The following is an 18,591-nucleotide window of genomic DNA, read 5'->3' as shown; positions in this document are numbered from 1 at the left end:
GTCATGGTGTGATGCGCTCACGCCCGGACTGACAGAATGTTCCGGGAGGTCACAACACACATGACGACGATGACGATCGACGAGTTCGCCGCCGGGTTCACCGAGGAGTCCGGCTACCTCGACTACGGCAGGGTCGGCCCGATCTCGGCGGCGGCGCTCGCCGAAGCGGTCGGACAGTACGAGATCCTCGCCAAGGCGCGGTTCGGCAGCATCGAGCGGATGCGCGCCGAGGATCAGCGGGTACGGGATGCGGTGGGGGCGCTCACTCGCTTCCCCTCCGACCAGGTGTCGTTCCAGCCCACCGCATCCATCGGGCTCATGCACGCCGCGTTCGGACTCACCGGGGGCGAGGTGCTGCTCTCTGCCGCCGAGTTCCCGAGCATCACATACGCGGCGGTGCGGGCGTCGCAGGCGATGCGCGTCGTCACGCCGACCTGGCTGGAGACCGACCACCAGCGGGTGACGCCGGCGCGCATCAAGGAGCAGCTGACGTCGAACACGACGGCCGTGATGGTGAGTCTCGTCGACTCGCGCACGGGCTACCTCGCCGACATCGACGGCATCCGCCAGGTGATCGGCGACCGGCTGCTGATCGTGGATGCGATCCAGGGCTTCGGCGTCGTCGACGCGCCGTACGAGGTGGCGGACGTCGTGGTGGCCGGAGGGCAGAAGTGGGCGCGCGCCGGATGGGGGACCGGGTTCCTCGTCGCGAGCGCGCGCGCGATCGAGCACCTGACGCCGGTGTTCAGCGGCTGGACGGGCGCCGACCTGGACGGGTCGTGGGACGAGGTCGGAGAGCCGAGCTCCAGCACGCGGGCGTTCAGCATCTCGAACCCGGACCCGATCGCGCAGGCCAGGTTCGCGGCGGCGCTCGAGGACATCGCCGCGGTGGGCGTCCCCGCCGTCAGCGCGGCGATCGGCGACAGGGTCGAGCGCGTGTTCGACCTCGCTGACGAGTACGCGATCCCGGTCGCGTCGTCGCGCAACGCCGCCGAGCGGGCCGGCATGGTCGTGCTCGAACCGCTGCCGGAGCAGCTGACCGCGCTGAGCGCGTCCCTGTTCAATCACGGGATCACCGCATCCATCCGCGCCACGAACGCGCGCATCTCGGTGCACGCGGGCACCACAGACGAGACCTTCGACATGCTCCGCGCTGCTTTCACCTCCTACGCCTCCCTCTCCTGACCCGCTCCCGCCCCCGCAGCCATCGAGTCCGAAGTTGTTCCGCCCGACACGCCGCGCGACGCCTGAACAACTTCGGACTCGATCATCAGGGAGGGCGGCGCACCCGAAGTGGGGGCGAAAGTTCACCTGATGGAAACGCGACACGGCGGTGTGTCTGCCGAGCGTGTCGGAGGTGCGGCGTAGGTTCGGCTTATCGGGCACGGAGCCCGATCGAGACGGCCACGTAAGTTCGTTTCGACACCCACCGGCCGACTCGCCAAACAGATCCGCGAGCTCTCCAGAGCGAGCGGGGTGGGAGTGGTCGTGGCTGAATCAGGTACCCGACAGTTCGAGTCGACCGACAGCGGAACCAACCAGGCGGAGCGCACATACGTGCTCGACACCTCGGTCCTGCTGTCCGACCCCCAGGCGATCTTCCGGTTCGCCGAACACGCTGTCGTCATCCCCGTCGTCGTCGTGAGCGAACTGGAGGGCAAACGCAACGATCCAGAGATCGGCTACTTCGCGCGGCAAGCACTGCGCAATCTTGACGAACTGAGGATCAAGCACGAACGGCTCGACTTCCCCATCCCGGTCGGTGACGGCGGATCGCTGAGGGTGGAGCTCAACCACTCCAACATGTCCGTGCTGCCGAGCGGATTGCAGCTCGGGGACAACGACTCGCGCATCCTGGCGGTCGCCCTCAACCTCGCCAACGACGGGCTCGCCGTCACGGTCGTCTCCAAAGACCTGCCGCTGCGCGTCAAGGCGGCGTCGATCGGCCTGGCGGCCGAGGAGTACCGGCACGAACTCGCCGTCGACTCCGGCTGGACGGGGCTCGCGGAACTCTCCCTCGGCAGCGACGCGATGAGCGACCTGTACGAGAACGAGTGGATGCGCACAGAGCTGGTCGACGGGATGCCGGCCAACACGGGCCTCATCATCCACTCCGACCGTGGTTCGGCCCTCGGCCGCGTGGTCGGGGACGGCGAGTTCAAGCTCGTCCGCGGCGACAGGGATGTGTTCGGACTGCACGGTCGCTCGGCCGAGCAGCGTCTCGCCATCGACATGCTGCTCGACCCCGAGATCGGCATCCTCTCGCTCGGCGGACGCGCGGGCACCGGCAAGTCGGCCCTCGCGCTCTGCGCCGGCCTGGAGGCGGTGCTCGAACGACAGCAGCACAAGAAGATCATGGTGTTCCGGCCGCTGTACGCGGTGGGCGGCCAGGAGCTCGGCTACCTGCCGGGCGACCAGGGCGAGAAGATGAACCCGTGGGGCCAGGCGATCTTCGACACCCTCGGGGCCCTCGTCTCGCAGAACGTGCTCGACGAGGTGCAGGACCGCGGCATCCTCGAAGTGCTGCCGCTCACGCACATCAGGGGCCGGTCGCTGCACGACGCGTTCGTGATCGTCGACGAGGCCCAGTCGCTGGAGCGCAACGTGCTGCTGACGGTGCTGAGCAGGGTGGGGCAGAACTCCCGGGTGGTGCTGACGCACGACGTCGCCCAGCGCGACAACCTCCGGGTCGGCCGCCACGACGGTGTCGCCTCGGTGATCGAGACGCTGAAGGGCCACCCGCTGTTCGGGCACATCACCCTCACCCGCTCCGAGCGCTCGGCGATCGCGGCGCTGGTGACGGAGATGCTGGAAGGGAACGAAGTGATGTGAACAACCGCATCCACGCCCTGGAATGTGGATAACGTCCTGGGGTGTTCGACGGGTTGTTAGCGTCGCGCTGTGGGGAAGCAGCGGCGAACGTTACAGAGGCCGACCGGGCGTGCACCGGTCGGCCTCTGCGCTGCCTGGTGGGTGGTGGCTGTCGTGGTGGTTGCGCTTGCGGCGTGTGCGCTGGCGGCGGTGGAAGGTTCGGCAGCGGCCGCTTCGCGGTGGGTGGGCACGGCGTATCTGGCGGCCGTGGCGCTGCCGCTGTGCGACGCCGACCTGCGCGAACGGCGGCTGCCGAACGCACTGGTGCTCCCCGGCTACGCGTTCGCGACGGTGGGCGCGGTCTCGGGCGCGCTGGCGCGCGGGGGCGTCGGCTCGCTCGTCGGGTCGGTGACCATGACAGCTGTCGTGCTCGCGTTCCTGCTCTGTGCGGCGGCCGGGGGAGCGCTCGGGATGGGCGACGTCAAGCTCGCGGGTCTCGTCGCGCTCGTGCTTGCCGAGCTGGCAGCGGACACCGACGTGGATGCGGTGGTCGCCATCCCGGGTTGGCTCGCCGTCGCGTTCGGCGCGGCGGGCATCGCTGCGGCAGGCAGGATCCTGCGCGGCGCTCCCACCGCGGAGGGGGTGCCGCTCGGACCGTACCTGCTCTGCGCGTTCTGGGCGGTCGGAGCGATGCTGTGAACACTCAACGCCGAAGGGCGCCCTCCCGGAGGAGAGCGCCCTTCGTGTCGATGGTCGGTGTGACGCGATCCGGGTCAGCCCGGGTGGGTCATGCTGAGGACGTCGAGCGCCTTGTCGAGCTGCTCGAGGGTGACCTCGCCGCGGTCGACGAACCCGAGGTCGATGACGGCCTCGCGCACGGTCATGCCCTGGGCGACGGAGTGCTTGGCGACCTTGGCTGCGGCCTCGTAGCCGATCGCGCGGTTGAGCGGCGTCACGATCGACGGGCTCGACTCCGCGTATGCGCGGGCGCGCTCGACGTTGGCCTCCAGGCCGGCGATGGTCTTGTCGGCGAGGACGCGCGAGCCCTGGGTGAGCAGGCGGATCGACTCCAGCAGGGCGGTGCCCATGACGGGGATCGCCACGTTCAGCTCGAACAGGCCGGACGCGCCGCTCCAGGCGATCGTCGCGTCGTTGCCGATCACGCGGGAGGCGACCATCAGCACGGCCTCCGGGATGACCGGGTTGACCTTGCCAGGCATGATCGACGAGCCGGGCTGCAGATCCGGGATGTGCAGCTCGCCCAGGCCCGTGTTGGGGCCGGAGCCCATCCAGCGCAGGTCGTTGCAGATCTTGGTGAGGCTGACCGCGATGGTGCGGAGGGCTCCGGACGCCTCGACCAGCGCATCCCGGTTGGCCTGCGCCTCGAAGTGATTCCGGGCCTCGGTGATCGGCAGCTCGGTCTCCTGCGTGAGCAGCTCGATGACGAGCTGCGGGAAGCCGAGGGGCGTGTTGATGCCGGTGCCGACGGCCGTGCCGCCGAGCGGGACCTCCGCAACACGGTGCAGGGACGCCTGCACGCGCTCGATGCCGAGACGGATCTGCGCGGCGTATCCGCCGAACTCCTGGCCGAGGGTGACGGGCGTCGCATCCATCAGGTGGGTGCGGCCGCTCTTGACGACGGTGGCCCACAGCTCCGCCTTCTCCTCGAGCGACACCGCGAGGTGGTCGAGCGCGGGGATGAGGTCGTCGATGAGCGCGCCCGTCACAGCGATGTGCACGGAGGTCGGGAACACGTCGTTGGACGACTGCGAGGCGTTCACGTGGTCGTTCGGGTGCACGGGCTGACCGAGGGTGCGGGACGCCAGTGTCGCGAGCACCTCGTTCATGTTCATGTTCGACGACGTGCCGGAGCCCGTCTGGTACACGTCGATCGGGAACTCGCCGTCGTGCGCACCGCTGACGACCTCGTCGGCCGCGGCCGCGATGGCGTCGGCGATCGACTGGTCGAGCACGCCGAGCTGGGCGTTGGCGAGAGCTGCCGACTTCTTGATGCGGGCCAGCGCGGCGATCTGCGTCGGCTCGAGCACCGATCCGGAGATCGGGAAGTTCTCGACGGCGCGCTGCGTCTGCGCGCCGTAGAGCGCGGCCGCTGGAACGCGGACCTCGCCCATCGTGTCGTGTTCGATGCGGTAGTCGGCGTCCGCCTGGGTGTCCACCACGGTGTGTTTTCCTTTCTGGTGCGGGGCCGGCGGATTCGCCGGTCTTCCCGCGATTCAGTCGGTGACCGGGTCGGCCAATCCGACGACGACGTCGGGGACGACCCGACCTTCCTGAAGCCGGTAGTTGGCACCAACGATAGCCAACGAACCGTCCGCGACGGCGGCGCTGATCATCTCGGAGCCTTCGAGCAGCTCGGCCACGGTGTGCCGCAGGTGCTCCCGGCCGACCGCGAGCGCATCCACCGTTGCCGGATCGACCGGCTGGCCGGCTGGAACGCCGGCGATGGCATGCACGGCGGGGACGATCGGCGCGATGAGGTGCGCGATGTGCGGAGGCAGCGGGGTCGCATCCTGCGCCTGGGAGTCGATGGCGGCACGCACGGCGCCGCACTCGTCGTGCCCGAGCACCAGGATCAGCGGAACCTCCAGCACGCCGACCGCGTACTCCAGGGAGCCGAGCACGGAGTCGGAGATGACCTGTCCGGCGTTGCGGACCACGAAGGCGTCGCCCAGCCCGAGGTCGAAGATGATCTCGGCGGCGAGCCGGGAGTCCGCGCATCCGAAGATCGCGGCCAGCGGCGCTTGCCCGGTGGCGATGGTCTCCCGGCGCTCGACATCCTGGCGGGGATGCTCAGGCTCCCCGGAGACGAACCGCTCGTTTCCACGCAGCATGGCGTCCCAGACGCGGGACGGCCTCGGTTTACCCATCACGAACCTCCGAGTTGGCGAATCTGGTCGGCGAGGGAACCTGCGACGGTGCCGAACTCGGCGTCGCTGGCCGTGCCGAAGACGATGATCGTGCTCTTGCCCGCCGAGCTGACGAGCGCGTACTCCACGTTGCCGTTGTCGTCGCTGGACGTGCGGTTGTCGTAGACGTCCCAGCGCACGCCGTCGATGGTGCGGGTGCCCTTGATCATGGACTTGTTGACCTGCTGGGCCGTCCAGGTGTCGTTCGCGTCGAAGCCCTGGGTGATGCCGATGTACTGGGCCTTCGGGGTGATCAGCCCGACGTACCAGGAGTCGACGCCGTCCGGCGTCTTGGTGCGCAGCTCGGCGTTGTTGGACTTCCAGTCCGACGGCAGCTCCGGCACGAGGAGCCGGTTCGGCTCCGACCCCTGCGCCTGCGCGGCGATGGATGCGTAGTCCACCGGCGGCGCCGACGATGTCGGGTTGCCGCGGGGCACGAACAGCACGATCACGGCCACGAGCGCGACGCAGGCGATCAGCGAGTACACGAGGTTGTTGACGGTCTGCCTGTTGCGGTGATTGGCCGAGTTCACGGCCTTGCGCGCTGCGGTCTCCTCCGGCGTCTCCGGGCGTCCGAGTTCGGCGACCACCGCCGGCGGCTTGGTGCGATTGCTCATTCGGCGTCCGTCGATCCGGCGGTTCCCGCGCCGACGCCTGCCGAAGCACCCGCACCGGCGCGCGCCGCATCCAGCCGGGCCTTCGCCCCGATCAGCCACTCCTCGCAGTGCCGGGCGAGCGCTTCGCCGCGCTCCCACAGTGCGATGGAGTCCTCCAGCGTCGACGAGCCCTGCTCCAGCTGACCGACGACGCGGATCAGCTCGTCGCGCGCCTCCTCGTAGCTGAGCGAGGCGAGCGGATCGCTGCCGAGGGCGTCGTCGCTGGAAGTCGACTCGGTGGGGGGCATGGCATCCATTCTATTTGTCTAGCTGAGTGCTGTCTTCGTGGCGGCGGACTCTGTGTGCCCTGCCGGCGACGGGATGGGGGCTCCCGCTGTCGCGGCGACGGCGCCGCCGGAGACGGTGAGGCGCAGGTCGGTGCCGGGTGGCATCTCGTCCGGGGAGGTCACGACGTGACCGGTCGCGAGCTGCACGATCGCGTAGCCGCGGTCGAGCGTGCCCTGCGGCGACAGCGCGCGCAGCTGGCCGCGGAGCTCGGCCACCCTCCTGGCCTCCCTGTCGACGCTGCGCTCGATCAGCTCGGCGCCGCGGGCGACGAAGCGGGTGAGTTCCTCCGCGCGGGAGTCGACGATCCAGCTCGACGATGCGAGGGACGGGCGGGTGCGGAGGTGACCGATGCGGTCGATCTCTGCTGCGATCATGTGCGTCACGCGCATCCCGATGCGGGCGCGCGCCTGCTGGACCCTGGCGAGCTCTTCCGCGACGTCGGGGACGACGCGCTTGGCCGCATCCGTCGGTGTGGATGCGCGCAGGTCGGCGACGTCGTCGAGCAGCGGCCGGTCCGCCTCGTGCCCGATGGCACTGACGATCGGGGTCGCGGCGGCCGCGGCGGCCCGCACGAGCACTTCGTCGCTGAAGCCGAGCAGGTTCTGGAAATCGCCGCCTCCGCGGGCGACGATGATGACCTCGACCTCCGGGTCGGCGTCGAGCTTCCGGATGGCGGCGGTCACCTCTGCGACCGTCCTGTCGCCCTGGACGGCGGCGTACACCGTGCGGAAACGCACCTGCGGCCAGCGCAGCTGAGCGTTGCGGAGCACGTCCTTCTCCGCGTCGGAGTCCTTGCCGGTGACGAGCCCGATGGTGTGCGGGAGGAACGGGAGGCGCTTCTTGCGCTCCGGCGCGAACAGGCCCTCGGCGGTGAGCTGCTGGCGCAGCCGTTCGAGGCGCTCCAGCAGGTCGCCGAGACCGACGTGGCGCATGTCGAACACCTGCATCGTGAGCGAGCCGCCTTTGACCCAGAAGTTGGGCTTGATCGCGGCGATCACGCGGTCGCCCTGCTTCAGGTCGGCAGGGATGCGCGCCTTGACGGAGGACCAGATCGTGAAGCTGACGGTCGCATCCTCGTTGAGGTCTTTGAGCTTGCCGTAGACGTTGCCGCCTGAGACGCCCCACTGGGTGATCTCGCCCTCGACCCAGGCGGTGCCGAGGCGTTCGATCCAGCCGCGGATCTTTCCGGCCAGCGTGGCGACCGGCCACGGAGCGTCCGCTGTCGGCGGGCCGACCTCCATCGACGGTGCGCGGGTCGTCTCCGTCACCGAGCCTCCCAACCAGTGTTCAGCGCACTCACCTAGGATCGAAGGGTGAGCGACGCAACCATCAGCCTTCCGATGCCGAGGATTCCCGGTGCGCGAGGCCGGCTACAGGATACCCCGGTCGTCGGACACAAGAGGGTCCTGCTGGCCGCACCGCGTGGATACTGCGCGGGTGTGGACAGGGCCGTCATCGCCGTCGAGAAGGCGCTCGAGCACTACGGTGCGCCCGTTTACGTGCGCAAGCAGATCGTGCACAACGTGCACGTCGTCTCCACGCTGGAGCGGCAGGGAGCGATCTTCGTCGATGAGGTCGGCGAGGTGCCGGAGGGCGCGCACGTCGTGTTCAGTGCCCACGGTGTTTCTCCCGCCGTCGTGCAGGCGGCGTCCGACAGAGGGCTTCGGGCCATCGACGCCACCTGCCCGCTCGTCACCAAGGTGCACCGCGAGGCCGTGCGCTTCGCCCGCGACGATTTCGAGATCCTGCTGATCGGCCACAAGGGGCACGAAGAGGTCGAGGGAACAGCGGGCCACGCGCCCGACCGCGTCACCCTGGTCAACAGCCCGGACGACGTGGACACGATCACGGTGAAGGATCCGGACAAGGTCGTCTGGCTCTCGCAGACCACGCTGTCCGTCGACGAGACGATGGAGACGGTGCGCCGCCTCCGCGAGCGCTTCCCGAACCTGCAGGACCCGCCGAGCGACGACATCTGCTACGCCACCCAGAACCGCCAGGTCGCGATCAAGAAGGTCGCCGAGCAGGCGGACCTGGTGATCGTGGTCGGCTCGGCCAACTCGTCCAACTCCGTGCGCCTGGTCGAGGTCGCGCTGGAGTACGGCGCGAAGGCCGCATACCGGGTCGACTACGCCAGCGAGGTCAAGCAGGAGTGGCTCGACGGCGTGGCGACGGTCGGCGTGACGAGCGGCGCATCCGTGCCGGAGGTGCTGGTGCAGGAAGTGCTGGACGACCTCCGCGGCGCAGGCTACGGCGACGTGCAGGAAGTCAAGACGGCCGAAGAGGACCTCATGTTCTCGCTCCCCAAGGAGCTCCGCAAAGACCTCGCGGGCAACCAGGACGCCCGCGCCCTCGGCGGCCGTCGCTGACTCTCAGTCCGGCGCGACGATGGCGTCGGCGTTGGCGGCGATCCAGGACATCAGGGGCAGGAGATGCTGGGTGAGGTCGCGGCCGCGCTGCGTGAGGCTGTAGTCGACTCTGGGCGGGATGGTCGGCTGGGCCGTGCGGAGGACGAAGCCGTCGTGCTCCAAGGTGCGGAGGGTCTGCGCGAGCATCTTCTCGCTGATGCCCTGCACGGTGCGGCGCAGTTCGCCCCAGCGGTGGTCGCTCTGGGAGAGCGCCACGAGCACGAGCACGCCCCAGGTGCTGGTGACGTGGTTGAGGACGACACGGGTCGGGCAGGCCGAGGGGAGCACGCCATCGGTGAAGCCGAAGCCGTTCAACGTCTGATTACTGGTCTCCACGTCAGTAACTTACCAAAAAGTGGGTACCTTCGATTGGGAAGTATCGGCGGGGGGTCTCTGTTGGCCTCGATGACCGACCGAAAGGAACCATCACTATGACCATCGTCGTCACCGGAGCAACCGGCAACCTCGGACGCCTCGTCGTCGAATCCCTCATCGCCCGCGGAGTTCCCGCCACCGACATCCGCGCGCTCGGCCGCTCGGCGGAGAAGCTCGCGCCCCTCGCGGCGCTCGGCGTGCAGACCGCGGCCATCGACTTCGAGAAGCCGGACACACTGGTGCCCGCGTTCGCCGGGGCGGATGCGCTCCTGCTCGTCTCCGGCAGCGAGGTCGGCAAGCGCGTGCAGCAGCACGCCAACGCGATCGACGCGGCCGTCGCCGCCGGGGTCGGCCGGATCGTCTACACCAGCGCGCCGCACGCCGACGACACCGCGCTCGTCCTCGCTCCGGAGCACACCGCAACCGAGAGGCTGCTCGCGGAGTCCGGTCTGCCGGTGACGATCCTCCGCAACAACTGGTACACCGAGAACTACGTCGGCCAGGTCGACACCGCCGCGGCGACGGGCGAGATCGTGTCGAGCGCCGCGGATGGCCGGGTCGCGAGCGCATCGCGCGCCGACTACGCGGACGCCGCAGCCGTGGTCCTCAGCACTCCCGGCCACGACGGAGCGGTCTACGAGCTCTCCGGCGATGTCGCCTGGACGTTCGCCGACCTCGCCGAGACGGTCTCGGATATCCTGGGCCAGCCCGTCGCATACCGGTCGGTGAGCCCGGAGGAGCACGTGAGTATCCTGACCGGTGCCGGGCTGGACGACGGCACTGCAGGGTTCGTCGTGGCGCTCGACGGCAACATCCGCGACGGCGCGCTCGCCGACGCGACGCCGACGCTCAGCGAGCTGATCGGACGGCCGACCACGCCGCTCGCGGCCGGCCTGCGCGAGGCGCGCAGCGAGGCCGCTGCGTAACCGCATCCGGAGACGGAGCAGGAGCAGGAAACGCAGCAACGGCCCGGTGCGGGATGCGCCGGGCCGTTCGTCGTTCGTCGTGCGGACGGCCGGGACGTTCTACGGGGTGGGCGTGCTCGTCGGCGGAGGAGTGATCCCGCTGTAGAAGTCGATCAGCACGGGATCGGTGAGCAGCACCGCAGACATGAAGCCGAGTAGCGCGATCAGCGCGACGACGCCGGCGATGAGCGGGATGTAGAACGCCATCCTGCGCTTGACCAGCAGCCAGACGGACAGGGCGGTCGAGATCACCCAGAGCAGCCCGATGACGACAGCGCCGGCGATCAGCGTTCCTTGCACCGACGCCGCCGGCGTGTAGTCGCCGAGGTTCTGGTTGAGGTGCATCAGCTGCATCGCGGAGGGCAGCGAGAGCAGACCGCTGATCGAGTTGGTGGCGCCGAACAGGCCGAAGACGATCAGCACGACGGTGACGATCATGTTCCAGCGCGGTGCGTCGGAGCGCAGCTGCGTCGACGGGCTCTGCTGGTGCTGGCTGGCGAAGCCCGGACGGTCCGCGTACGGGGCGCGCGCATCCCGGTGGACGGGGATCGCGGCGCGCTGGGCGGCGTCGCGGTGCGCGGCGTCCTGCTGGGCCGCGTCCCCGTGTTCGCCGTAGCGGTCGGGCTCTGCTGTGGGATGCGAGGTGTCCAGTCGGTTCGCATCCGCCGGTGGATGCCACACCCATCCCTCCGGCGCGAGCTCGCCGTACTTCGGGCGGGGTCGCTGGTCGGGTTTCTGTTCCTCGTCGGCCATGGCGGCCAACCTCCCTGGATATGACGCGGCGGCCGGAGCGCGAGCCCCGACCGCCGCGGTGTACTACTTGCCGGAGTGTCCGGCAGAGCCGAGCTGCTTGGTGGCCTCGATCACGCGGGCGGCCATCGCCGTCTCCGCGACCTTGCCCCACGCGCGCGGGTCGTACAGCTTCTTGTTGCCGACCTCGCCGTCCACCTTGAGGACGCCGTCGTAGTTCTTGAACATGTAGTCGGCGATCGAGCGGGTGAACGCGTACTGCGTGTCCGTGTCGATGTTCATCTTGATGACGCCGTTGGCGACCGCTTCGGCGATCTCGGCGTCGGTGGAGCCGGAGCCGCCGTGGAACACCAGGTCGAGCGGCTTGGGGCCGTGACCATACTTGGCGGCGAGGCCGTCCTGGATCGTCTTCAGCAGCTCGGGGCGCAGCTTGACGTTGCCCGGCTTGTACACGCCGTGCACGTTGCCGAAGGTGAGGGCGGCCATGTAGCGGCCGTTCTCGCCGAGGCCGAGCGCCTCGACGGCCTTCTCCACGTCCGCGAGGGTCGTGTAGAGCGCCTCGTTGGAGCCCTCGTGCTGCACGCCGTCCTCTTCGCCGCCGACGACGCCGATCTCGACCTCGAGGATGGCGTTGATGGCCTTGGTGCGCTTGATCATGTCCTGCGCGATCTCGAGGTTCTCCGCGAGCGGCACAGCAGAGCCGTCCCACATGTGGGACTGGAAGATCGGGTTGCGCCCAGCGCGGACTTCCTCCTCTGAGGCGGCGATGAGCGGCAGCACGAAGCTGTCGAGCGCGTCCTTGGGGCAGTGGTCGGTGTGCAGGGCGACCGTGATCGGGTAGTTCTTGGCGACCTCGGTGGCGAACTTCGCGAAGGCGATGGCGCCCGCCGCGCGGTTCTTGACGGTCTGACCGGCGAAGTAGTCTGCGCCGCCGGTGGTCACCTGGATGATGCCGTCGCTGCCGGCCTCCGTCAGGCCCTGGAGGACCGAGTTGATCGTCTGCGACGACGACACGTTGAACGCGGGGTACGCGAAACCACCGGCCTTCGCCTTGTCGAGCATTTCTGCATATTGGTCCGGCGTGGCGATGGGCATTGCAGCTCCTTGAAGTCGAAGTGTCGAACGGGTCTCATCATACCGAGCCGGTGGGAGCGCTCCTGCTGGCGGGGGAGGAGCCCCGCTCGAGGGCATAGATGCGCCGGCCGCGTACGCCAGGTGAACGTTCGTGCGCTTTCCGTCGTCGCGCGGCGGCGCGCGGATACACTGGCATCGCCGATACAGCAGCGTCGAAGACGACGACATCGAATCCGTCCGGGAGGACCCATCATGATCAGCACTGACACCGCATCCCTCTACCTGCATCCAGACAGGAATCTGGCCATGGAGCTCGTCAGAGCGACAGAGGCCGCGGCGATCCGGGCGACGCCGTTCATCGGCAGGGGCGACAAGAATGCGGCGGACGGCGCAGCCGTGGATGCGATGCGCAAGTTCCTCGGCACCGTCAACTTCGACGGGCTGATCGTCATCGGCGAGGGCGAGAAGGACAACGCCCCGATGCTGTTCAACGGCGAGCACGTCGGCAACGGTCGCGGACCGGCGGTGGACATCGCCGTCGACCCGATCGACGGCACGTCGCTGACCGCCGCCGGCCGCCAGAACGCGCTGTCGGTGATCGCGGTGTCCGACCGAGGTTCGATGCTGGATGCGTCGAGCGTGTTCTACATGGACAAGATCGTCACGGGGCCGGAGGGCATCGGGGTCGTCGACCTCTCGCAGTCGATCGGGGACAACATCCGCGAGCTGGCGAAGGCGAAGGGCAAGCCGGTGGGCGAGGTCCGCGTCGCCGTCCTGGACCGGCCGCGTCACGAGGGGCTGATCGAGGAGATCCGCGCCGCGGGAGCGGGGACCAGGCTGATGCTCGACGGCGACGTCGCCGGCGGCATCAACGCCGCCCGCTACGAGTCGCGCATCGACATGTGCGTCGGCATCGGCGGGAGCCCGGAGGGCATCACGACGGCGTGCGCGATCAAGGCGCTCGGCGGGTTCATGCAGGGCAAGCTGGCGCCGAAGGACGACGCGGAGCGTGCCGGCGGCGTCGCGGCCGGTCTCGACATGGACCGCATCTACGGTGCTGACGACCTGGTGCAGGGCGACAACACGTTCTTCGTCGCGACCGGCGTCACGGACGGCGGCCTGGTCGAGGGTGTGCGCCGCAAGGGCCCGATCATCCGCACAGAGAGCATCGTCCTGCGCAGCAAGTCCGGCACCATCCGCCGTGTGATCGCGGACCACCTCGCGGCCAAGTGGCTCGAGGCCGACCAGCTCTGAGCCGTTCCCACACCATCGAGCCCGGAGTTGTTCACGCCCGCGCCCGGCGCGTCGCCTGAATAACTCCGGACTCGATGGCTGGGGTCAGGTCAGGCGGCTGGGGTCAGGCGGAGCGGCGGTCGGGGAGGGCAGCGGCAGGGGCGGTGGTGGGCTCGTCGTCGAGCTCGGCGACGAGCTCGAACGCGGTGAGTTCTCGCGGCGCCTCGTCGATGCCTTCGAGGACGCCGATCATCTTGGACTCGTCGAGGGCGTTCAGCTTGCGGGCGGCCGGGAAGACCTGGCGCTCGAACGAGCCGACGAAGCCGTTGTAGTCCTTGACCGTGCGCTCCAGCGAGCGGCCGAGCTTCTCGATGTGGCCGGCGGTGGTGGACAGGCGTGTGTAGAGGGTGCGGCTCAGGTCGAAGAGCTGCTTCGCCTCCTGGGTGAGCACATCCTGCTGCCAGCTGAACGCCACCGTCTTCAGCACCGACCACAGCGTGACGGGCGAGGCGAGGGCGACCCGCTTGCTGAAGGCGAACTCCATGATCGACGGGTCCGCCTCCATCGCCGACGACACCAGCGACTCGCTCGGGATGAACGCGATCACCAGCTCGGGGGAGGAGTCGAGACCCGTCCAATACGCCTTGTTGCCGAGGGCCGTGATGTGGTCGCGCACCGCCTTGACGTGCTGCTTGAGCAGCGCATCCCGCTGGGCGCCGTCCGCTCCGGTGGCGGTGGCGGGGATCTGGCTCGCCTCGAGATAGGCGTTGAACGGCACCTTGGCGTCGAGCGCGATGCTCTTGCCGCCCGGCAGGTGCACGATCATGTCCGGACGCCCAGCGCCGGATTCCGACTGGATGCTCGACTGCACGCTGAAGTCGACGCGCTCGATCAGCCCGGCCGCCTCGACCACGCTGCGCAGCTGCGTCTCGCCCCACACGCCGCGCGTGCTGTTGGAGCGCAGCGCAGACGCCAGCGACTCCGCCGTGCTGCGCAGGCGCTCTTCCGACTCCGTGGCCGACTTGAGCTGCTGCGCGAGCTCGCCGTGCTGCTGGTTGCGCTGCGTCTCGAGCTCGGTGACCTTCTTCTGCATGTCGCTCAGGCTCTCGCGCACCGGGGCGAGCGCCTGCAGCACCTTGCTCTCCGCCCGCTCCCTCTGCTCCCTGGCCTCCGCTTCGACGCGGTGGCGCTCGACCAGCTCGCGGTACTGCAGCTGGTGCGAGATGACCTGCTCGCGGAGTGCATCCGCCGTGGCCTGCGTGGCGGCGAGGTCTTGCCGGATCTCGGCCTGCACCGCCGCCTCCGCCGCGCGGAGCTCCGCCAGCTCTGCCGCGTGGCGCGCCGCGACGACGGCCGGGTCCTCCACGGGAACGGCCGGGGAGGCCGATGCCGCCGACTCGGCGCGACGACGCAGGAGCGTGGCGACGGCGAAGCCGCCCGCCGCCGCTCCGAGCACGATTCCGGCGAGGAGTCCGAGGAGAAGGGAGAGGATGGGGTCCATGCTTCGAGTGTGACAGGGGCCTCCGACAGTGGGAGGTTGCGCGCAGGGCACGCCGCGAATAGGCTTTCCATGTCACTATGTCAGGACATGCGCGAAAGGCGGCCACCGAGGGATGACCCAGATCACAGATCAGGCGGCGGGAGCATCAGAGGCGCCGTTCGACCTCATCGCCATCGGCAGGTCAGGCGTGGACCTCTACCCGCTGCAGGACGGCGTCGGCCTCGAAGAGGTCAGCACGTTCGGCAAGTACCTCGGCGGGAGCGCCACCAACGTCACCGTCGCCGCTGCCCGCCACGGCCGCCGCGCGGCCATCGTCACGCGCACGGGCGCTGACCCGCTCGGCCGATACGTGAGCGCCGAGATCGCGCGGCTCGGCGTCGACAACCGTTTCGTCTCCACGGTCCCCGGCCTCAATACCCCCATCACGCTGTGCGAGATCTTCCCTCCTGACGACTTCCCGCTCTACTTCTACCGCGAGCCCATCGCGCCCGACCTCGTGATCGAGCCGTCCGAGCTCGACCTCGCCGCCATCCGGGGTGCGCGCATCTTCTGGGCGACCGTCACCGGCCTCTCGCAGGAGCCGAGCCGCACCGCCCACCACGCCGCCTGGGACGCTCGGGGCCGCCGCCCGCTGACGGTCCTCGACCTCGACTACCGCCCGATGTTCTGGAACTCGCCTGCTGAGGCCACCGCCGAGGTGACCCGTGCGCTCGAACACGTCACCGTCGCCGTCGGCAACCGCGAGGAGTGCGAGATCGCCGTCGGGGAGACCGACCCTCACCGCGCGGCGGATGCGCTGCTCGACCGCGGCCTGGAGCTCGCCGTCGTGAAGCAGGGCCCGCGCGGCGTGCTCGCCAAGACGAGGACAGAGACCGTCGAGGTCGAGCCGTTCCCCGTGCAGGTGGTCAACGGCCTCGGCGCAGGCGACGGCTTCGGCGGCGCCCTCTGCCACGGTCTGCTGGCAGGCTGGCCGCTCGAACAGGTGATCCGCTTCGCCAACGTGGCCGGCGCCATCGTCGCCAGCCGCCGCGAGTGCTCGACCGCCATGCCGACGACCGCAGAGGTCGACGCGCTGCTGGATGGAGCATCCCGTGCAGCTCGCTGACGGCCCCATCTCAGCTGCCGACTTCGACAGGCTGCGCCGCATCCGCGCGGCGGAGCCTGAGCGGATCGCCGACGCCCTCGCCACTCGTCAGACGCGTGAACTGCTGACCGGGGACGACCGGCTCTTCATCGTCGCGGCCGACCATCCGGCGCGCGGCGCTCTCGGCGTCGGCTCCGACCCGCTCGCGATGGCAGACCGCTACGACCTGCTGCAGCGCCTCGCCGCGGCACTCGAACGGCCGGGCGTGGATGGAGTGCTCGGCACCCCGGACATCATCGAGGACCTGGCCGTGCTCGGCCTCCTGGACGGCCGCATCGCCGTCGGCTCGATGAACCGCGGAGGGCTGCGCGGCGCCACCTTCGAGATGGACGACAGGTTCACCGCATACGACGTGGATGCGCTGGTCGCCGCCCGCCTCGACTTCGCCAAGCTCCTGGTCCGGATCAACCTCGCGGACGACGGCACCGCGGCCACCCTCGCAGCGTCGGCCGACGCGGTCACCGCCGCCGCCGCCGCCCGGCTGCCGATCATGATCGAGCCGTTCATGAGCGTGTGGAAGGACGAGCGGATCGTCAACGACCTGTCGACGGAGGCGGTGATCACCTCGGTGGCCGTCGCCTCCGGTCTCGGGGTGAGCTCGGCGTACAGCTGGCTGAAGCTGCCGGTCGTCGACGACATGGCGGCGGTGATGGCGGCGACCACCCTGCCGACCCTGCTGCTCGGCGGCGATCCGGCGCCAGGCGCCGCGCCGGGTGCGGTGTACGACGCCTGGGGGAGCGCCATCGGCCTGCCGGGCGTGAAGGGTCTCGTCGTCGGCCGCACCCTGCTCTACCCGGAGCACAACGACGTCGCGGCAGCGGTTGACCAGGCCGCATCCATCGTCCACTGACCAGGCCACCGACCCACCCACCAACGCCTCCCACCCACGCTTCACCCCCACCGGCGTCACCCGCCCAGCACCGCCCGCGAAGGAGCATCAGCACCATGTCAGACACCGACCTCCCCGTCATCCCGCACTACATCGGCGGCCGTCGCACGCCCAGCACCAGCGGCAGGCTCGCTCCGGTCTACGACCCGGCCATCGGCACGGCCAGCGCGAACGTCGGCCTGGCGGACGAGGCGGAGGTCGCCGCGGCGATCGACTCGGCCGCCGCAGCGTTCCCCGCCTGGCGCGACACCTCGATTGCCAAGCGCCAGCAGGTGATGTTCGCGTTCAGGGAGCTGCTGAACGCCCGCAAGGGCGACCTGGCCGAGATCGTGACGAGCGAGCACGGCAAGGTCGTCTCAGACGCGCTCGGCGAGATCACCCGCGGACTCGAGGTGGTGGAGCTGGCCACCGGATTCCCGCACCTCATCAAGGGCGAGCACTCCGAGAACGTCTCGACCGGCGTCGACGTCTACTCGCTCAAGCAGCCGCTCGGTGTCGTCGGCATCGTGAGCCCGTTCAACTTCCCGGCGATGGTGCCGCTCTGGTTCCTTCCCGCCGCCATCGCGGCAGGCAACGCCGTGGTGCTGAAGCCCAGCGAGAAGGACCCGTCCGCAGCGGTCTGGCTCGCCGAGCTGTTCACGGAGGCCGGGCTGCCGGACGGTGTCTTCACCGTGCTCCAGGGCGACAAGGTCGCCGTCGACGGGCTGCTGGAACACCCGGAGGTGCAGGCCATCTCCTTCGTCGGCTCCACCCCGATCGCCCGCTACATCTACGAGACCGCAGCGAAGAACGGCAAGCGCGTCCAGGCGCTCGGCGGGGCCAAGAACCACATGCTGGTGCTCCCGGATGCGGACCTCGACCTGGTCGCCGACGCCGCGGTCAACGCCGGGTTCGGCTCGGCGGGCGAGCGCTGCATGGCGATCAGCGTCATCGTCGCCGTCGAGCCCGTCGCCGACGAGCTCATCGCCAAGGTGACGGAGCGCGTCGCCGGTCTGCGCATCGGCGACGGCCGCCGCAACTGCGACATGGGCCCGCTGATCACGCGCGAGCACCGCGACAAGGTCGCGTCGTACATCGACGTGGCCATCGCGGACGGCGCGGATGTGGTCATCGACGGCCGCGGCATCGAGGTCGACGGCGCTGCCGACGGCTTCTGGCTGGGACCGACGCTGATCGACCGGGTGAGCACCTCATCCAGGGTCTACACGGAGGAGATCTTCGGACCCGTGCTCTCCGTGGTGCGCGTGGCAACGTACGAGGAGGGCGTCGAGCTCATCAACTCGGGCGCGTTCGGCAACGGCACGGCGATCTTCACCAACGACGGGGGAGCGGCGCGCCGCTTCCAGAACGAGGTGCAGGTGGGCATGATCGGGATCAACGTCCCCATCCCCGTGCCGGTGGCGTACTACTCGTTCGGCGGCTGGAAGCAGTCCCTGTTCGGCGACGCGAAAGCGTACGGTGTCCACGGCTTCGAGTTCTTCACGCGCGAGAAGGCCGTCACCAGCCGGTGGCTCGACCCGAGCCACGGCGGCATCAACCTCGGATTCCCGCAGACCAAGTAGGAGCAGTC

18 protein-coding genes are annotated in these 18,591 nt (G+C 69.5%); 9 read left to right on the top strand and 9 right to left on the bottom strand.

Features of this window, described 5'->3' with window-relative positions:
* The first annotated feature begins 60 nt into the window (after positions 1 to 60).
* The 3 genes from ACIRCZ_RS06730 (at position 61) to ACIRCZ_RS06720 (ending at position 3,510) form a co-directional block, all read left to right on the top strand.
* Positions 61 to 1,185, top strand: coding sequence for an aminotransferase class V-fold PLP-dependent enzyme (locus ACIRCZ_RS06730; RefSeq protein WP_402850953.1), 1,125 nt, complete (start codon positions 61 to 63; stop codon positions 1,183 to 1,185).
* A 297-nt stretch (positions 1,186 to 1,482) separates the two neighbouring features.
* A complete protein-coding gene (locus ACIRCZ_RS06725) occupies positions 1,483 to 2,832 on the top strand; it encodes a PhoH family protein (protein ID WP_055895573.1) in 1,350 nt (449 codons plus the stop codon).
* Between the two features lie 153 nt (positions 2,833 to 2,985).
* Positions 2,986 to 3,510 carry a prepilin peptidase gene (locus ACIRCZ_RS06720; protein WP_402850949.1) on the top strand — a complete coding sequence of 175 codons (525 nt, stop codon included), beginning with the start codon at positions 2,986 to 2,988 and terminating at the stop codon, positions 3,508 to 3,510.
* 74 nt (positions 3,511 to 3,584) lie between these two features.
* Here the strand turns inward: ACIRCZ_RS06720 and ACIRCZ_RS06715 are convergent, their stop codons facing one another.
* From ACIRCZ_RS06715 to xseA, 5 genes are read right to left on the bottom strand one after another with little or no spacing between them, the layout of a single operon-like run.
* Positions 3,585 to 4,991 (bottom strand): class II fumarate hydratase, encoded by a 1,407-nt coding sequence (locus tag ACIRCZ_RS06715; protein ID WP_082581435.1) that lies wholly within the window; start codon positions 4,989 to 4,991, stop codon positions 3,585 to 3,587.
* Between the two features lie 54 nt (positions 4,992 to 5,045).
* Positions 5,046 to 5,699 carry a carbonic anhydrase gene (locus tag ACIRCZ_RS06710; protein WP_055895577.1) on the bottom strand — a complete coding sequence of 218 codons (654 nt, stop codon included), beginning with the start codon at positions 5,697 to 5,699 and terminating at the stop codon, positions 5,046 to 5,048.
* Positions 5,699 to 6,355, bottom strand: a complete 657-nt coding sequence (locus ACIRCZ_RS06705) for a DUF4245 domain-containing protein (protein WP_402850944.1) — start codon at positions 6,353 to 6,355, stop codon at positions 5,699 to 5,701. The genes ACIRCZ_RS06710 and ACIRCZ_RS06705 overlap by 1 nt, the downstream gene beginning before the upstream one ends.
* The gene (locus ACIRCZ_RS06700; protein ID WP_402850941.1) at positions 6,352 to 6,642 is read right to left on the bottom strand and encodes an exodeoxyribonuclease VII small subunit; all 291 of its coding nucleotides are present in this window, start codon (positions 6,640 to 6,642) and stop codon (positions 6,352 to 6,354) included. The genes ACIRCZ_RS06705 and ACIRCZ_RS06700 overlap by 4 nt, the downstream gene beginning before the upstream one ends.
* Before the next feature lie 18 nt (positions 6,643 to 6,660).
* A complete protein-coding gene (xseA, locus tag ACIRCZ_RS06695; RefSeq protein WP_402850938.1) occupies positions 6,661 to 7,950 on the bottom strand; it encodes an exodeoxyribonuclease VII large subunit in 1,290 nt (429 codons plus the stop codon).
* Between the two features lie 72 nt (positions 7,951 to 8,022).
* On the opposite strand from xseA, the gene ACIRCZ_RS06690 reads away from it, so the two are divergent.
* Complete coding sequence (locus tag ACIRCZ_RS06690; protein ID WP_055896518.1) at positions 8,023 to 9,051, top strand: 4-hydroxy-3-methylbut-2-enyl diphosphate reductase; 1,029 nt, start codon at positions 8,023 to 8,025, stop codon at positions 9,049 to 9,051.
* A 3-nt stretch (positions 9,052 to 9,054) separates the two neighbouring features.
* Here the strand turns inward: ACIRCZ_RS06690 and ACIRCZ_RS06685 are convergent, their stop codons facing one another.
* Positions 9,055 to 9,426, bottom strand: a complete 372-nt coding sequence (locus ACIRCZ_RS06685; protein ID WP_055895584.1) for a helix-turn-helix domain-containing protein — start codon at positions 9,424 to 9,426, stop codon at positions 9,055 to 9,057.
* Between the two features lie 95 nt (positions 9,427 to 9,521).
* Here ACIRCZ_RS06685 and ACIRCZ_RS06680 point away from each other — a divergent pair, with 95 nt between their 5' ends.
* Positions 9,522 to 10,391 carry an SDR family oxidoreductase gene (locus ACIRCZ_RS06680; protein ID WP_055895585.1) on the top strand — a complete coding sequence of 290 codons (870 nt, stop codon included), beginning with the start codon at positions 9,522 to 9,524 and terminating at the stop codon, positions 10,389 to 10,391.
* 99 nt (positions 10,392 to 10,490) lie between these two features.
* On the opposite strand, the gene ACIRCZ_RS06675 is transcribed toward ACIRCZ_RS06680, so the two are convergent.
* Both ACIRCZ_RS06675 and fbaA read right to left on the bottom strand, forming a co-directional pair.
* Positions 10,491 to 11,183 carry a DUF6264 family protein gene (locus ACIRCZ_RS06675; RefSeq protein ID WP_055895587.1) on the bottom strand — a complete coding sequence of 231 codons (693 nt, stop codon included), beginning with the start codon at positions 11,181 to 11,183 and terminating at the stop codon, positions 10,491 to 10,493.
* A 63-nt stretch (positions 11,184 to 11,246) separates the two neighbouring features.
* Positions 11,247 to 12,275: a class II fructose-bisphosphate aldolase gene (gene fbaA, locus ACIRCZ_RS06670; protein WP_055895589.1), complete on the bottom strand. Its 1,029-nt coding sequence runs from the start codon at positions 12,273 to 12,275 to the stop codon at positions 11,247 to 11,249.
* A gap of 231 nt (positions 12,276 to 12,506) precedes the next feature.
* Here fbaA and glpX point away from each other — a divergent pair, with 231 nt between their 5' ends.
* Positions 12,507 to 13,508: a class II fructose-bisphosphatase gene (glpX, locus tag ACIRCZ_RS06665; RefSeq protein WP_402850931.1), complete on the top strand. Its 1,002-nt coding sequence runs from the start codon at positions 12,507 to 12,509 to the stop codon at positions 13,506 to 13,508.
* Between the two features lie 103 nt (positions 13,509 to 13,611).
* Here glpX and rmuC read toward each other — a convergent pair whose 3' ends face one another.
* On the bottom strand, positions 13,612 to 14,988 hold the full coding sequence (gene rmuC, locus ACIRCZ_RS06660) for a DNA recombination protein RmuC (protein WP_402850928.1): 1,377 nt from the start codon (positions 14,986 to 14,988) through the stop codon (positions 13,612 to 13,614).
* Between the two features lie 112 nt (positions 14,989 to 15,100).
* Here rmuC and iolC point away from each other — a divergent pair, with 112 nt between their 5' ends.
* The 3 genes from iolC (at position 15,101) to ACIRCZ_RS06645 (ending at position 18,583) form a co-directional block, all read left to right on the top strand.
* The gene (gene iolC, locus ACIRCZ_RS06655) at positions 15,101 to 16,093 is read left to right on the top strand and encodes a 5-dehydro-2-deoxygluconokinase (RefSeq protein WP_402850925.1); all 993 of its coding nucleotides are present in this window, start codon (positions 15,101 to 15,103) and stop codon (positions 16,091 to 16,093) included.
* The gene (locus tag ACIRCZ_RS06650; protein ID WP_235500487.1) at positions 16,080 to 16,982 is read left to right on the top strand and encodes a deoxyribose-phosphate aldolase; all 903 of its coding nucleotides are present in this window, start codon (positions 16,080 to 16,082) and stop codon (positions 16,980 to 16,982) included. The genes iolC and ACIRCZ_RS06650 overlap by 14 nt, the downstream gene beginning before the upstream one ends.
* A gap of 95 nt (positions 16,983 to 17,077) precedes the next feature.
* Positions 17,078 to 18,583, top strand: a complete 1,506-nt coding sequence (locus tag ACIRCZ_RS06645) for a CoA-acylating methylmalonate-semialdehyde dehydrogenase (protein ID WP_402850922.1) — start codon at positions 17,078 to 17,080, stop codon at positions 18,581 to 18,583.
* The last annotated feature ends 8 nt before the right edge of the window (positions 18,584 to 18,591 follow it).

It is taken from the genome of Leifsonia sp. NPDC102414 (assembly GCF_044765685.1).
Lineage (GTDB): Bacteria > Actinomycetota > Actinomycetes > Actinomycetales > Microbacteriaceae > Leifsonia.
Note: the sequence above shows the minus strand (reverse complement) of the source record. Positions and strands in the feature narration are given on the sequence as shown.

Bases quoted from the DNA above. Each gene is read 5' to 3' on its own strand.
- ACIRCZ_RS06730 (WP_402850953.1), top strand. From the start codon at position 61: ATGACGACGATGACGATCGACGAGTTCGCCGCCGGGTTCACCGAGGAG.
- ACIRCZ_RS06710 (WP_055895577.1), bottom strand. From the start codon at position 5,699: ATGGGTAAACCGAGGCCGTCCCGCGTCTGGGACGCCATGCTGCGTGGA.
- ACIRCZ_RS06705 (WP_402850944.1), bottom strand. From the start codon at position 6,355: ATGAGCAATCGCACCAAGCCGCCGGCGGTGGTCGCCGAACTCGGACGC.
- ACIRCZ_RS06700 (WP_402850941.1), bottom strand. From the start codon at position 6,642: ATGCCCCCCACCGAGTCGACTTCCAGCGACGACGCCCTCGGCAGCGAT.
- ACIRCZ_RS06690 (WP_055896518.1), top strand. From the start codon at position 8,023: ATGCCGAGGATTCCCGGTGCGCGAGGCCGGCTACAGGATACCCCGGTC.
- ACIRCZ_RS06680 (WP_055895585.1), top strand. From the start codon at position 9,522: ATGACCATCGTCGTCACCGGAGCAACCGGCAACCTCGGACGCCTCGTC.
- ACIRCZ_RS06675 (WP_055895587.1), bottom strand. From the start codon at position 11,183: ATGGCCGACGAGGAACAGAAACCCGACCAGCGACCCCGCCCGAAGTAC.
- fbaA (WP_055895589.1), bottom strand. From the start codon at position 12,275: ATGCCCATCGCCACGCCGGACCAATATGCAGAAATGCTCGACAAGGCG.
- glpX (WP_402850931.1), top strand. From the start codon at position 12,507: ATGATCAGCACTGACACCGCATCCCTCTACCTGCATCCAGACAGGAAT.
- rmuC (WP_402850928.1), bottom strand. From the start codon at position 14,988: ATGGACCCCATCCTCTCCCTTCTCCTCGGACTCCTCGCCGGAATCGTG.
- iolC (WP_402850925.1), top strand. From the start codon at position 15,101: ATGACCCAGATCACAGATCAGGCGGCGGGAGCATCAGAGGCGCCGTTC.
- ACIRCZ_RS06645 (WP_402850922.1), top strand. From the start codon at position 17,078: ATGTCAGACACCGACCTCCCCGTCATCCCGCACTACATCGGCGGCCGT.